Here is a 14083-nt window from a genome sequence, read left to right as displayed (position 1 = left end):
GGGCCACGAAACTATTTTAAGCCTAAAATAATCTCCCGCAAGTCCCCCTCGCTGGATTGGCTGCAGATAATTGCGACCGGCTCAGTCGCCCCTGAAGACCGGTTTGACCTTATTGGCGAAAGCCTCGAAGGCGCGCTCGAAATCCGCCGTTGTCATGCACAAGGCTTGAGCCACGGCCTCTGCCTCGATCGCCTCCTCGACGGACATCGCCCATTCCATAGCCAGCATCCGCTTGGTCATGGTGTTGGCGAAGGTCGGGCCTTCCGCGACCTGCTTGGCCAGAACCTGCGCCTGGGGCAGCACCTGCTTCGGCGTGACGATGCGGCTGAAGAATCCCCAACGCTCGCCTTCTTCCGCGGTCATGAACCGGCCGGTGTAGAGTAGCTCGGAGGCGCGGGACTGCCCGATGATCCGCGGCAGGATGGCGCAAGCGCCCATGTCGCAGCCGGCCAACCCCACCTTGTTGAACAGGAACGCCACCTTGGCTCCGCTCGCCGCAAGGCGCATGTCCGATGCCATGGCGATGATCGCTCCCGCCCCGGCGCAGATACCTTCGACCGCGGCCACGATCGGCTGCGGACAGGCTCGCATCGCCTTGACGAGGTCGCCGGTCATGCGCGTGAAGGCCGTCAGACCCTTGGTGTCCATCTTCACCAGCGGGCCGATGATCTCGAACACGTCGCCGCCGGACGAGAAATTGCCGCCGGCACCCGTGACGACAATGGACTTGACCGCGTCGTCGAAGGCGCAGGCGCGGAAGAAGTCGGTCAGTTCCCGATAGCTCTCGAACGTCAGCGGATTCTTTCGTTCGGGGCGGTTGAGCGTGACCGTCGCAACGCCGTCGACCACGGCCAGCAGGAAGTGCTGCGGCGAGTAATCCGCAAGCGGCAAGGTGACGGGATTGGCTGGTCTGCTCATGGGATCTCCTTGGCTTTCTTGTTCCGTGCCTGTGCCCGGCAGGCTAGACTTCGCCACCGGCCACCGCGATCGCCTGCCCGGTGATCGCGCTCGCGCCTTCCCCGCACAGCCAGAGAACCGCGTCTGCGACCTCCTGAGGCGTCACCAGGCGCCCTTGCGGATTGTGCTTCGCGAGCTCGGCGATTGCCTGCTCGCGGGTTCGGCCTGTCTTCTTCATGATATTGTCGATACTGCCGGCGACCAGATCGGTGTCGGTGAAGCCGGGACACACCGCATTCACGGTGACGTTGCTTCCGGCCATCTCGAGGGCGAGCGAACGTACCAGGCCGATGACGGCGTGCTTGGCCGCTGCATACGCGCTGACATAGGCGTAGCCCTTGAGGCCTGCGGTGGACGCTATCGCGACGATGCGGCCGTAGGGACGATCCTTCATGCCCGGCAGCACGGCCTGGACGGCATGCACGACGCCCATGAAATTGACATCCATCATCCGGCTGAAGAGCGCGCTGTCCGATTTCGCGAACGGCGCCGATTCAGCGCTGCCCGCGTTGGCAACCAGAATGTCGATCGGCTTGCGCGCACTTGCCGCGGCGATCGCGGCCTTCAGCGACGCTTCATTCGAAACGTCAGCGACAGCCGCAAAGTGCGCGGCGCCTGCATTGACCGCCTCGTCGAGAACCGCCGCGCTCCGGCCAAGCACGGTCACGGTCGCACCGGCGCCGACGAGAGCGGACGCGATCGCTCGGCCGATGCCGCGCCCACCACCGGTGACCAGCGCGTGCGGCGAATGCGGCAATCCGGACATGCGCTGGCTCCCTCGGATCTCGTGACCAGTGTTCGATATATTTTAACCTTCAAGTTATTGCAATGAAAGCGGCGCTTGGGCGGCGAATGATGCGGCATGAGTGGCGGCCCGAAAATTGCTTTAAGTATAAAATTATCGCTTTCCATCCTCGAAAGGCCTGTTAGCATCGAGGGGCCCAGCAGAAGGACGTCGCGTGTCGCAGCCTGTGCCAATGACAACAAAGGACGGACGCTTCGCCTACGAAGCCGCGGGCGAACCGGACGCGATACCGCTGATCTTCCTGCACGGCATCGGCGGCGCGGCGCGGGCCTGGCGGCGGCAGCTTGCGACATTCGGCGACCGCTTCCGCGCGATCGCCTGGGATATGCCCGGTTATGGAGGATCGGCGCCGCTTGCGAGCGTCAGTATCGCTGCCCTGGCGGAGGCGCTGCAGCAATTCATCGCGCAACTCGGCGTCAGCAGGCCTGTTCTGGTCGGCCATTCCATCGGTGGCATGATCGTTCAGAAGTGGCTGGTTCAGTCCCCCAAGCTGGCCCGCGCAGTCGTGCTGGCGCAGACCAGCCCTGCGTTCGGAAAGGCGGACGGCGATTGGCAGAAATCGTTCATCGCAGCGCGGTTGGGACCGCTCGATCGCGGGGAGACGATGAAGTCGCTGGCGCCTTCGCTAGTGAAGGAGCTCGTCGGCGACGATCCCGATCCGAATGGGATGGAGGTTGCCCGCGAATGCATGGGGAGCGTACCCGAGGCCAGCTATCGCGCCATGATGCTGGCTCTCATCGGCTTCGATCAGCGCAGCACGCTTGGAAGTATCTCCGTCCCCACGCTGCTGCTGTCGGGCTCCAAGGACAACAATGCGCCTGCGCCGATGATGGCAAAGACGGCGACCTATATCCCAGGGGCCGAATATGTCGAGCTGCCTGGCGTGGGCCATCTCGCCAATCTCGAACGCCCCGGGGCCTTCGACGAAGCTCTCGCCCGGTTTCTGAACTCTCTCGCGACCAAAGCCTAAGGTAACTGCGCGATGACCATGCAAGTCAGCAAGGCGATTGGCACGACCAACAAGGTCGTGCTGGATGCGCCGATATTCGATCCTGTCGCATTCCGCTTGAGCGACGAGCAGGTGGGCATCGTTGCGCGCGCCCGCGAAATCGGCCAGAGCGTATTCGCCGCGCGCGCCGCGGCCTATGATCGCGAGGCCACATTCCCGACTGAGAATTATCGTGACCTTCATCGCGTCGGCCTGCTCGGCATCGCCGTGCCCAAGAGGCACGGCGGCCTCGGCGCGAACTACCAGACCTATGCACTCGCGGCAGCCGAGATCGGCCGCTATTGCGGCGCGACCGCGCTGACCTGGAACATGCATGTCTGCTCGACGCTGTGGTCGGGTCCTCTCGCCGACGATCTGGATATGGATGCGGAGACGCGCGCCCAGCACGAGCGGCGGCGCGCGGTCCATTACAAGCGCATCCTCGAAGACGGAGCGATCTACTCGCAGCCCTTCTCCGAGGGCGGCGCGGCGGCTGCGGGCGGGGTCGCATTCGGCACGGAAGCAAAGCCGGTCGAAGGCGGCTGGGTCGTCAACGGCAAGAAGATCTTTGCATCGCTCTCGGGCCACGCCGACTATTACGGCGTGCTTTGCACCGAGATCGAGCAAGGCGAGAAGGCGTCGCGCCGCAACACGCTTTACCTGGCGATATCAGCCAAATCAGAAGGAGTCTCGGTCGTCGGCGACTGGGATCCGCTGGGCATGCGCGGCACGGTTTCGCGAACGCTGCTGTTCAAGGACGTGTTCGTTCCGGAAGATTCGGCGCTGATGCCGCGCGGCGTGTATTTCCAGGCAGCTCAGCGCTGGCCGCACATGTTCCTGACGCTGTCGCCGACCTATATGGGCCTGGCGCAAGCCGCCTACGACTTCACCGTGCGTTACTTGCGCGGCGAGGTCCCGGGCATGCCGTCGGTCAAGCGGCGGATGTACCCGACCAAGCAGATCGCGGTGGCGCAGATGCAAATCAAGCTGGAGCAGATCAAGGCAATCTGGTTCCAGGCCGTGACCGAGGCGCGCGCCAATCCGAGCAAGGAGCAGGTGCTGCGCGCCTACGCCGCGCAATATTCGGTGATGGAGGGCGCCAATGAGCTCGCCGCGCTCGCGATCCGTACCTGCGGCGGTCAGGCCATGCTTCGCTCGCTGCCGCTGGAGCGGATCTATCGGGACAGCCGCTGCGGCTCGCTGATGCTGCCCTGGACCGCCGAGCTCTGCCTCGACCGGATCGGGCGCGAAGCGCTGTACGAGGCCGGTGAAACGGACGACTGACCGTGGACCTCTGTAGCCTGATCGACCGCAACGCGGCGTTCGCGCCAGACAAGACGGCCATTGCCTTCGAAGGGACGCGGCTGAGTTATGCGGCATTCGCCGCACGCATCGAGCAAACGGCCACGGCCTTGAAGCAGGCGCTCGGCGTCGGCCCCGGCGACCGCGTCGCGATTCTAAGTCTGAACCGACCTGACTATTTGGTTCTGCTTTACGCCTGCGCACGGCTCGGCGCGATGCTGGTGCCTCTGAACTGGCGACTGGCCGTCGCCGAGCAGCTGTTCATTCTCAGTGATGCCGGTGCCAAGGTCCTAGTGCTGGAGCAGGCGTTTTCCGGAATGCTTGCCGAGCTGGGGAAGACCGCGGTGGGGGCATCCGTCGTCGGCCTCGACTTCACGCCGCCTCGCGGCACGTCGTTCGAAGATTTGCTGGCCCGCGGTGACGGCACGAGCCGAAATCCGCACACCGATCTCTCCTGCCCGCTGCTCATCGTCTACACGTCCGGCACGACGGGGCGACCAAAGGGCGCGGTGCTGCGCCAGGAGGCGCTGCTCTGGAACGGCGTCATGAGCCAGCATATGCACAACATGACGTCCGACGACCACGTGCTGACCGTGCTGCCGTTCTTTCACGTCGGTGGCCTCAACATCCAGACTACGCCGGCGTTGCAGCTGGGCGCGACCGTCACGGTCCATGCGCGCTTCACGCCGGACGCCGCGCTTGCGGCTATCGAAGGGGAACGGCCGACACTCACGGTGATGGTTCCTGCGATCCTTCAGGCGGTGAGCGAGCATGCTGCCTGGGCGACCGCTGATCTTTCCTCACTCAGGGCCATCGCCACCGGCTCGACCATCGTACCGCCACACCTGATCGAGCGCTTCGTCGCGCGCGATGTCCCGGTGCTTCAGGTCTATGGCTCGACCGAAACCTGCCCGATCGCCGTCTACACGCGGCTTGGCGGCGATCTTTCGCGCGCGGGATCGACCGGCCTTGCCGGCCTGTGCTGCGAGGCAAAGGTGGTCGACCAGGCCGGCGAAGAACTGCCCGCGGGCACGCCGGGCGAAATCGCGGTGCGCGGTCCCAACGTGTTCGTCGAATATTGGGGCAACGAGGCCGCGACGCGCGAGGCGCTGCACGACGGCTGGTATCGCACCGGCGATATCGGCTTGTGCGATTCCGACGGCTATTTCTGGGTCCGCGACCGAAAGAAGAACATGATCATTTCAGGCGGAGAAAACGTCTACCCGGCCGAGGTCGAGCGCGTCCTGCTCGAGCACCCCGACGTCAGCGAATGCGCCGTGATCGGCCGGCCGGACCCGCGCTGGGACGAGGTACCGATCGCCTATGTCATTGCGAGATCCGGCTGCCGGCTCGAGGCGGACGAATTGAGAGCGCATCTTCAGGCGCAACTCGCGCGCTACAAGATTCCGCGCGAGATCGTCTTCGTCAACGACCTGCCGCGGACGGCGCTGGGCAAGGTCCAGCATTTCCTGCTGAAGCAGCTTGATGCGCAGTCACGGGCGCTAGGAGAAGCATCTTGAAGATCGCAGTTCTGGGTGGGGGAAACGGCTCTTTCGCGGCCGCGGGCGATTTTGCACTGTCGGGACACGAGGTGCGGCTGTGGCGCCGCGATGCCGATCAGGTCGCGGCGCATCGCGCCGCCGGCTCGCGCATCCTGGTCAAGGATCACAACGGCCGTCATGACGTGAAGCTGCCGCTGGTCACGACCGACATGGCGGACGCCGTCGATGGCACGGAGTTGATCCTGTGCCCGGCTCCGGCCTTCGCGCAATCAGATATCGCTCGCCTGCTCGCGCCGCATCTGCGCGACGGTCAGGTCGTCTTTCTGCCGCCGGCGACGTTCGGCTCGATGATCTTCGCCCAGGCAGCGCGAGATGCCGGCAACCATGCCAAAGCCAGCTTTGCCGAAACGGGCACGCTTCCGTGGCTGACCCGCAAGCACGGCCCCTTCGAGGTCGCGATCACCATTCGCGCCAAGCGGCTCCCGGTCGGCGTGTTCCCGCTTGACCAGGCGCCCCACGCGCTCGCAGTGATCGGACGTGCTTTCCCAGACGCGATCGAGGCGTGCGGAGACGCGCTGTCGGGCGCACTGATGAACGCAGGCCCGATCATTCACCCGCCGTTGATCGTGATGAACACAGGGCCGATCGAGCATTTCGAGCGCTGGGACATTCACAAGGAAGGCACGCAGGCCGCGATCCGCCGGGTCACTGACGCGCTCGACGCAGAACGCATCGCGGTGCGCGAGGCACTCGGCTACGGCGCACCACATTTCCCGCTCGCTCACCATTACGCGAGGGAAGGCGAGATCTGGATGTATGGCCGCGGCTCGCACGACCGGCTGACCGATTCCGGTGACTGGCGAGAGCGGATCGTGCTGACAGAGCACCGCTACATGCGCGAGGATCTGCGGCTCGGGCTGTCGCTGCTGGTGTCCGTCGCGGACCTGGCTGGCGTGGACACACCGCTGGCCAAAGGGTTCCTGTCAATCGGGGGCGCGATCTGCGGAGAAGATTTTGCTCGCGGCGGCCGAACGCTCCAGACGCTGGGACTCGGCGATCTCAGCAAGACTGAATTGCAGACGCTGCTCCGCAATGGATTCTGATCGATGACCAATCGTGTCAAAATCGCCTGTCTCGGCGCTGGCCGCATGGGCCGCGGCATCGCCGTTGCCTTCGCTTATGCAGGGCACGGCGTCACGATGATTGATATCAAGCCGCGGTCCGCGGAGGACTTTGCCAAGCTCGAGGCGGACGCACTCGGCGAAGTCAGGAAGACCTTTGCCAGCCTGTCGAAGCTGGGGATGCTGACCGAGGCAGATGTTGATCCGCTGATCGCGCGGGTCTCGGTGGTACCGGCGAACGAGAGCGGCGTCGCGTTGGCCGAAGCCGGAATGGTCTTCGAAGGGATTCCTGAAGTCGTCGAGCTCAAGCGCGAGGTGCTGGGGGCGGCGTCAAAGCAAGTCGGCCCGGACGCCATCATCGCGTCGACCACATCAACGATCCTCGTCGATGATCTCTCCGGAGCGATCGTGAACCCGCGTCGCTTTCTCAACGTGCATTGGCTCAATCCAGCCTATCTGATCCCGCTCGTCGAAGTCTCGCCCGGCAAGTCAACCGATCCTGCCATTGTCGCCGAGGTCAAGACGCTGCTCGAAGGCATCGGCAAGGTACCGGTGGTCTGTGCCGCCACACCGGGTTTCATCGTTCCACGTATCCAGGCCCTGGCAATGAACGAGGCGGCGCGCATGGTGGAGGAAGGCGTCGCCAGCGCAGAAGAGATCGACAAGGCGATCCGCTACGGCTTCGGCTTCCGCTACGCCGTGCTCGGGCTGCTCGAATTCATCGATTGGGGCGGCGGCGACATCCTCTACTACGCAAGCAGGTATCTGGAAGGCGCGCTCGGCAGCGAGCGCTATCGGGCGCCGGAGGTCATTTCACGCAACATGCATGAGGGCCGGATCGGCCTGCGCACGGGCGCAGGCTTCCTCGACTATTCCGGCCTCGACGTCGATGCCTACCGCGCGAAGCGCCTCCAGGCCATGGTCGACCTGCTCCGGCACTTCGAACTAGCCCGTCCCCCGGTGCTCGACCGCAGCTAGCCAAAGACGTCCTGAAGCACACCTTCCCGGACCACCGCAACGCCGTCGAGCTCGATCGTCGTTCCCATCATCGGCAGGTCGAAATGTCCTGCCGTGTAGCGCCCTGCGAATTCATTCGCGCCGGTCGAGAACAGGAAATTGCCGGAGACGGCCCGAATCTCGGTGCCGTTGGTGTCGCGCTGGTCATACATAGAGAGCGCCTCGTAGCGCGCACCCGGATTCATGCCGAAGCCGACATGCGACACGGCATAGGCTTCGCGATCGCCCCAAGCGGCGAGATAGGCGCGCATCATCGCGGCATCCGTGCCTTCGCCTTCCAGCTCGACGACATAGTCGTCCTTCAGAGTCATCTTCACCGGCGAGGTCAGGTAGCGCTTGAAGGTCAGGTTGATGTCGCCCGGCGCCATCACCAGCGTGCCGTTGATCGTCCCGCTCTTGGGGAAACTGACGACGATACCCCCCGGCCAATGCGCCAGCGTGCCAGGCTTGTCGGTCCAACCCCACACACCGACTGTCGACGCGCCGACCATATCGACCTCGAGTGCCGTGCCGGCCTTCGAGGTCACACGCATGCGCTTCGTTCCGCGCAGCATCTTGGCCGCGGCACGAACGCGTTTCTCGAGCGCGGAATCCGGCACCATCCGCTCCAGCGCCTCGGGATGCTCGTTGGAGATCACCAGGATCCGCGCGCCGGCTTTGAGGATCTCCGGCGTCTCCACCGCATGCATCAGTCCTTCGATGGTGCAATCCACCACGAAGCCCGCCTGCTGAAGCGCGGTGATCACCGGGCCAAGCTTTTGGATCGCCTCGCTCGCTCCGGTGGAGCGAACCGGAACGATATGCCGGTTACGCGGCGTCGGCATCACCACATGAAACGGCCGCGCGCCCATCCGCAGCAGGGCCAGTTCCGCAAGATGCACGTTCAACGCACGCGACTGTGTCTCCGAGAGAATCGCGGCGGTATCGCCGGCCTTGACCGCGCATCGCTCGAAGATCTCGCAAAACGCGTCGATCCATTTTGCCTCGATACGATCAGCCAGCATGGTCCTCTCCCGGTCTTCAGGTTTCTTGTTAGCTACGCTTCGGGGAAGCCCCGGAGCAAGTACGAGCGCACGACTCCCAGGAGCCCGTTCAGGACCAAGCCCAGCAGCGAGATCGTGATCAGCGGCACGAACATGTCCACGGCCTGGAAGGTACGAGCCGCCGTCACCAGCGCGTGCCCCAATCCGTCCGTCGACGTGATCATTTCGGCCAGGAACACCACGATACAGGAAATGACAAGGCCAATCCGGCACCCGGTCAGAATCGACGGCATCGCTGCCGGCAGCACTACCTTGAAGAGGATTTCGTAGCGTGACGATCCCGCAGCCATAGCCGACCAGATCAGCTTCTGCTCGACGGTCGAGGCACCGTAATAGGTCGACAACAGGATCGGGAAAAGAGCATCGGCAGCTACTAATGTGATCTTCGATCCGTGGCCAAATCCGAGCAGCAGCAGCAAGGCCGGATAGAGCGCGACCTTGGGCAAAGGCGCCAATACGCGCACGATAGGCCGAACCACGGCGTTGATCGCTGGACTAGCGGCGGCGGCGATTCCGATGCTGACACCGAGCACGACAGCAATCGCGAAGCCGGCAAACAGCCTGATCAGGGTCGCCGCGATCTCGTGCTGGAACGTCGAGGTTACGAGTTGCTGGAGCAGCCTACCGAAGACGAAGCCCGGCGGCGGCAGCAGAACTGCCGGCGCGAAGCCGAAAGACACCAAGCCTTGCCACAGCGCGATCACCAGTAGGATCGGGGCGATCCCAAGAACGAGATTTGGAGAGAAAAACCGCGACATCATGAGAAGCTCAGCGGCATGTCAAACTGAGGTTCGGACCAGCGCACCAGTCTGGCGCGGACCCTTTCAAAAATCGCGTCGAGGCAGATTCCCATCGCTCCCACGATGATGATCATCGCAAAGACGGTTTCGTATTGGCCCATGTCGAGCGCGTTGAACAGGATGTTTCCGGCACCGGACTGACGGGCAATCATCTCGCTGGTGATCATTGTGATCAGTGCCAGCACCAACCCCGTACGGCACCCCGTCAGAATTTCAGGCAGCGCCGCCGGTAGCACGATCCGCACCAGACGCTGCACCGGCGAGAGCCCCATCGCAGCGCCCGACCACAGCATCTTCTCTTCGACCGCCTTGGCGCCTTCGAAGCTGTGATAAATCACGGGCAGGCTGACGCCGAGGAAGATCACGAGCGTCTTCGTGATGTCACCGACGCCGAGCCACAGCATGATGATCGGCATCAAGGCCGCCTTCGGCACGGGATAGATCACCATCAGGAGCGGATTGAAGAAGGCCGCAACTGCGGCGCTACGTCCCATCAAGAGGCCAAGCGGAATCGACACGAGCACGGCCGCGCCAAATCCCATCGCCATGCGCCGGAGCGAGGCCAGAATATTGATCAGGGACTCCTTGTCGCCAAGGATGTCCGGAATCGCTCTCATCGCTCCGATCGCGGTCGGAAAGCTGTCATTCTTCAGCGCCAGTGACGCGACCTGCCACACCACCAGCAATCCGATGCAGGCGAGCACCGGGGCAGCGCGCTTGGTCATGCCGGCCGCTGACATCACGCGGGCGCTCCGGCTTGGTCGCTCTCGTCGAACATGCGCTCGATATCGACGACGTACTTCTGGTAACGCGGATCGAGCAAAAGCTCGTTGCGGCGGCGCGGCCGCGGCAGGTCGATGTCGATGACCTGCCGGATTCGCCCGGGCGATTTCGACATCATGACGACTTTGTCCGAGAGGAAGACGGCTTCGTCGACCGAATGGGTGACGAACAGCACCGTCTTGCGGTCACGCTCCCAGATGTTCAGAAGATCGTTCTGCAGGCGCGTCCTCGTGTGCGCGTCAAGCGCCCCGAACGGCTCGTCCATCAGCAGCACTTCGGGATGGTAGGCAAGCGTCCGCGCCAGCGCCACGCGCTGCTTCATGCCGCCCGACAGCTCCTTGGGATAGAAGTTCTCGTAGCCCTTGAGGCCGACCATCTCGATCAGCGCCCGGCTCTGCGCTTCGGCCTCGGCGGCGCGAACCCCTTGCTGACGCGGCCCATACATCACGTTGCCGAGCACGGTTTTCCAGGGAAACAGCGCAAACTCCTGGAACACCGGTCCGCGATCCGGACCGGGCCCCGTGATCGCCTGCCCCTTCATTCTCGCCGCGCCGCTGGTCGGACTGACGAAGCCGCCAACGATGTAGAGCAAGGTCGACTTGCCGCACCCGGACGGGCCAAGGATGGAGACGAAAGCTCCCTCCTCGATCGTCAGCGAAATGTCCGAAAGCGCAACATGATCCTTGCGTGCCGAGGTCTGAAAGACCTGCGAGACGCGATCGATCTCGATGATTGCGGAAGCCGGGTCTTGTTGCGTCACCGGTCTCACCCATTCACTCGATCTCGCAGATACTACCGTCATCCCGCCTTCCGTCCCACTCGCACGAGGATTCAGCGGCATGAGCTTAGCAAGAAGCCTGCCAGACAGGCTGTCATTTGCGCAGCCGTGCGGTGCGTCATTCGAACCACGGCCATTCTGCCGGGCCTTCATGCGTCACGGCTCCGCCTGGCGCCTGCCCAACCAGCCGCGCATATTTTGCCAGCGCACCTGCACGGTGGCGTGGCTGGCGCGGCTTCCAATCGCGCCGCCGCGCGGCGAGCTCCTGTTCCTCGAGCAGGACGTCCATCCGCCGATTTGCGGCATCAATCCGGATTCTGTCACCATTCCGGACGAGCGCCAGCGGACCGCCAACAAATGCCTCGGGGGACACGTAGCCGATGCACATCCCGCGGGTCGCGCCGGAGAACCGGCCATCGGTGATCAGCGCCACTTTTTCACCCATGCCCTGCCCGTAGATCAGTGCGGTGACGCCGAGCATCTCCCGCATGCCGGGTCCGCCGACCGGCCCCTCATTGCGGATCACGAGAACCTCACCCGTTTTGTAGCTGCGGTCACGAACAGCTGCGACGCAGGCTTCTTCATCCTCGAAGACGCGCGCCACGCCTTCGAAGAACTGGCTCTTCAAGCCCGCGACCTTGATCACCGCCCCATCGGGACAGAGATTACCCTTCAGCACCGCGACGCCACCGTCAGGCATGATCGGCGCACGAGCGGCGTACACCACCTCTCCGTCGGGCGCGTTGGCCACACCGTACTCTTCGGCAAGTGTGCGGCCGGTAATCGACAAGCAGTCGCCATCGATATGACCGCTCTGGATCAGCTCGCGAATGATGACCGCAGCGCCGCCGATATCGTAGACGTCCTTCGCCGTATACTTGCCTCCGGGGCGCAGATTGCCGATCAACGGCGTCCTGGCAAAGACCTCCCCCACGTCATCGATGCTGAATGCAATTCCGGCCTCATTCGCGATCGCCGGCAGGTGCAGCGCGGCGTTGGTCGAGCCGCCCGTCGCTGCCACGATCGCCGCTCCGTTCTCCAGGGATTTCCGCGTCACGATGTCGCGCGGCAGCGGCCCGCCGCGGTCCAGCATCTCCATGATCAGTCGGCCGGCACGTCGCGAAATCTGCGCACGCTCGGAATAGACACCGGGCACCATCGAGACGTTGGGAATGGTCAGCCCCATCGCCTCCGATACCATGCCCATGGTGTTCGCGGTGAACTGGCCGGCGCACGCGCCGATCGTCGGCAGGCAGGCGCGCTCGATCCGCTCGAGCGTGGCGCCGTCGATCTCGCCAGTCATGAAGCTGCCGACAGCCTCATAGGAATCGAGCACCGTCAGCGTACGTCCCTCCACGCGCCCGGGCAGCGAGCTGCCGCCATAGATGAAGATGGAGGGCACGTTGCAGCGGACCATCCCCATCATCACGCCAGGAAGGGTCTTGTCGCACCCGCCGTATCCGATCAGCGCATCGTAAGCCAACCCATGGACCACGGCTTCGATCGAGTCGGCGATCAGCTCACGCGAGAACAGGGAGAACTTCATCCCCTCGTGATTCATGCTGATGCCATCGGACACCGAAACAGTCGAGAACTCACGCGGTGTACCGCCGGCCTCCTCGATCCCGGTCTTGGCTGCGGCTACCTGGAAGTCGTGGGTCATGTTGCAGGGCGTCTGCTCACCCTTCATGCTGACGATGCCCACCATCGGCTTGGCGATCGCAGCGTCGTCGAGCCCCATGGCGCGCATGAATGCACGATGCGGCGCTCGGTCGAGGCCGTCTGTGGTGACTCGGGATCGTAACTTCTTCATATATGCATCTTCTTCGTGCAGCGTCCCGGATGATCCGGAACGCCACGATGTTAATTCGGTAATTCGCCCCGCTTCTATTGCAGCGGCGCGACGATCGACGGATGCTTGAACTGTGCGACATCCAGCTTCGGCAGCATTCCTGTCTCTGCATAGATATCCAGCATCTTCTGGATCGCCGGGAAGTTCGGCGCAGCACCGGGATCGCGGCCGAAATCATTGTCCTTGAGCAGGTAGGTCTCAAGCACCGGGATGGGGGCTTTCAGCACTTCATTGACGACCTTGAGAGTCTCCTCGCGGTTCGCGAGTGCCTTCTTCATGCCAGAGGTGATATCGCGGACATAGGCCTTGACCAACTCGGGGTTCTTGTCGACGAAATCGGCACGGCAGGCTTCCAGGATGTGCACGATGTTCGGCATGGCCTGGGAGAGCGAGAACAGCTTCCTTGTGCCGCCCTTTGCCTCCGCGCGCGCAGCAAACGGCTGATTCATGTTCACCGCGTCGACGCGGCCTTGGCGCAGCGCGTCCTCGGAGACGGCAAAGCCGACCTCGACCAGCTTGATGTCCTTGGCCGGATCGACGCCATTCTGCTTCAAGAGCAGATTGAACGGTCCTTGCGTGCCGCCACCGATCACGGAAATGCCGACCGTCTTGCCCTTGAGATCCGCGATTGTCTTGATGGGCGAGTCATCCATGACGGCCCAATAGACAGAGAAACCGCCGGGCATCTCGAAAACGTGTTGCGCGACGATGTAAGCCTTGAGATTGCCGCCGACGACTCCGTTCGAGAGCGAGAGCGGCGCCTGCGTCGCACAGTCCAACGCACCGGCGGCCAAGGCCTGCGTCATCGGCGCGGTGCCCTGGAACTGGGTCCATTCGATGTTGTAGGCCTTGCCGAGATTGGGGAATTCGGCCGGCCTGCGCATCATCCAGTACTTGGACTCCTCCGCAGGGATGGTCCAGCCGACGCGGATCGTCTGCTGCCCCCATGACGGGCTTGCGCCCGCGCTCACGGCTGCTGCCGCCCCCAAAGCCAGGATCCACTTCGAAACGGTTCGCATCGTGCCACTCCGCTGCTCCGGCGCCGACTGGCGCCCCCAACCCGACCGCCTCAAATGTTTCATGGTTCAAACAATCAGGCAAGCCATGCGAGGTGGGCGGTCTTGCCGGCAGATAG

General features: G+C 63.6%; 13 protein-coding genes. 5 read left to right on the top strand and 8 right to left on the bottom strand.

Annotated features, from left to right (window positions below):
* Positions 1–81: 81 nt before the first annotated feature.
* Together P0R31_RS12455 and P0R31_RS12450 are read right to left on the bottom strand one after the other, a co-directional pair.
* The gene (locus P0R31_RS12455; RefSeq protein WP_275514320.1) at positions 82–918 is read right to left on the bottom strand and encodes an enoyl-CoA hydratase family protein; all 837 of its coding nucleotides are present in this window, start codon (positions 916–918) and stop codon (positions 82–84) included.
* A gap of 43 nt (positions 919–961) precedes the next feature.
* Positions 962–1723, bottom strand: coding sequence for an SDR family NAD(P)-dependent oxidoreductase (locus P0R31_RS12450; RefSeq protein WP_275514319.1), 762 nt, complete (start codon positions 1721–1723; stop codon positions 962–964).
* Positions 1724–1934: 211 nt separating this feature from the next.
* On the opposite strand from P0R31_RS12450, the gene P0R31_RS12445 reads away from it, so the two are divergent.
* From P0R31_RS12445 to P0R31_RS12425, 5 genes are read left to right on the top strand one after another with little or no spacing between them, the layout of a single operon-like run.
* On the top strand, positions 1935–2732 hold the full coding sequence (locus P0R31_RS12445; RefSeq protein WP_275514318.1) for an alpha/beta fold hydrolase: 798 nt from the start codon (positions 1935–1937) through the stop codon (positions 2730–2732).
* Positions 2733–2744: 12 nt separating this feature from the next.
* Complete coding sequence (locus tag P0R31_RS12440) at positions 2745–4034, top strand: acyl-CoA dehydrogenase family protein (protein WP_275514317.1); 1290 nt, start codon at positions 2745–2747, stop codon at positions 4032–4034.
* 2 nt (positions 4035–4036) lie between these two features.
* Positions 4037–5572, top strand: coding sequence for a class I adenylate-forming enzyme family protein (locus tag P0R31_RS12435; RefSeq protein ID WP_275514316.1), 1536 nt, complete (start codon positions 4037–4039; stop codon positions 5570–5572).
* On the top strand, positions 5569–6657 hold the full coding sequence (locus P0R31_RS12430) for an NAD/NADP-dependent octopine/nopaline dehydrogenase family protein (RefSeq protein ID WP_275514315.1): 1089 nt from the start codon (positions 5569–5571) through the stop codon (positions 6655–6657). The genes P0R31_RS12435 and P0R31_RS12430 overlap by 4 nt, the downstream gene beginning before the upstream one ends.
* A 3-nt stretch (positions 6658–6660) precedes the next feature.
* Positions 6661–7653, top strand: a complete 993-nt coding sequence (locus tag P0R31_RS12425) for a 3-hydroxybutyryl-CoA dehydrogenase (protein ID WP_275514314.1) — start codon at positions 6661–6663, stop codon at positions 7651–7653.
* Here P0R31_RS12425 and P0R31_RS12420 read toward each other — a convergent pair.
* The 6 genes from P0R31_RS12420 to P0R31_RS12395 all read right to left on the bottom strand — a co-directional run bounded on the left by P0R31_RS12420 (position 7650) and on the right by P0R31_RS12395 (position 13967).
* Positions 7650–8696 (bottom strand): peptidase M29, encoded by a 1047-nt coding sequence (locus P0R31_RS12420; protein ID WP_275514313.1) that lies wholly within the window; start codon positions 8694–8696, stop codon positions 7650–7652. The two genes, P0R31_RS12425 and P0R31_RS12420, sit on opposite strands and share 4 nt — an antisense overlap.
* A 32-nt stretch (positions 8697–8728) precedes the next feature.
* On the bottom strand, positions 8729–9496 hold the full coding sequence (locus P0R31_RS12415; RefSeq protein WP_275514312.1) for an ABC transporter permease: 768 nt from the start codon (positions 9494–9496) through the stop codon (positions 8729–8731).
* Positions 9493–10275 (bottom strand): ABC transporter permease, encoded by a 783-nt coding sequence (locus P0R31_RS12410; protein WP_430516828.1) that lies wholly within the window; start codon positions 10273–10275, stop codon positions 9493–9495. The genes P0R31_RS12415 and P0R31_RS12410 overlap by 4 nt, the downstream gene beginning before the upstream one ends.
* Positions 10275–11120 (bottom strand): ABC transporter ATP-binding protein, encoded by an 846-nt coding sequence (locus tag P0R31_RS12405; protein ID WP_275514310.1) that lies wholly within the window; start codon positions 11118–11120, stop codon positions 10275–10277. The genes P0R31_RS12410 and P0R31_RS12405 overlap by 1 nt, the downstream gene beginning before the upstream one ends.
* Before the next feature lie 94 nt (positions 11121–11214).
* Positions 11215–12909: a dihydroxy-acid dehydratase gene (gene ilvD, locus P0R31_RS12400; protein ID WP_275514309.1), complete on the bottom strand. Its 1695-nt coding sequence runs from the start codon at positions 12907–12909 to the stop codon at positions 11215–11217.
* A gap of 74 nt (positions 12910–12983) precedes the next feature.
* Positions 12984–13967 (bottom strand): ABC transporter substrate-binding protein, encoded by a 984-nt coding sequence (locus tag P0R31_RS12395; protein WP_275514308.1) that lies wholly within the window; start codon positions 13965–13967, stop codon positions 12984–12986.
* Between the last annotated feature and the right edge of the window lie 116 nt (positions 13968–14083).

Source organism: Bradyrhizobium yuanmingense (assembly GCF_029167105.1).
Classification (GTDB): domain Bacteria; phylum Pseudomonadota; class Alphaproteobacteria; order Rhizobiales; family Xanthobacteraceae; genus Bradyrhizobium; species Bradyrhizobium yuanmingense_A.
This window is presented reverse-complemented; position numbering and strand designations above follow the sequence as displayed.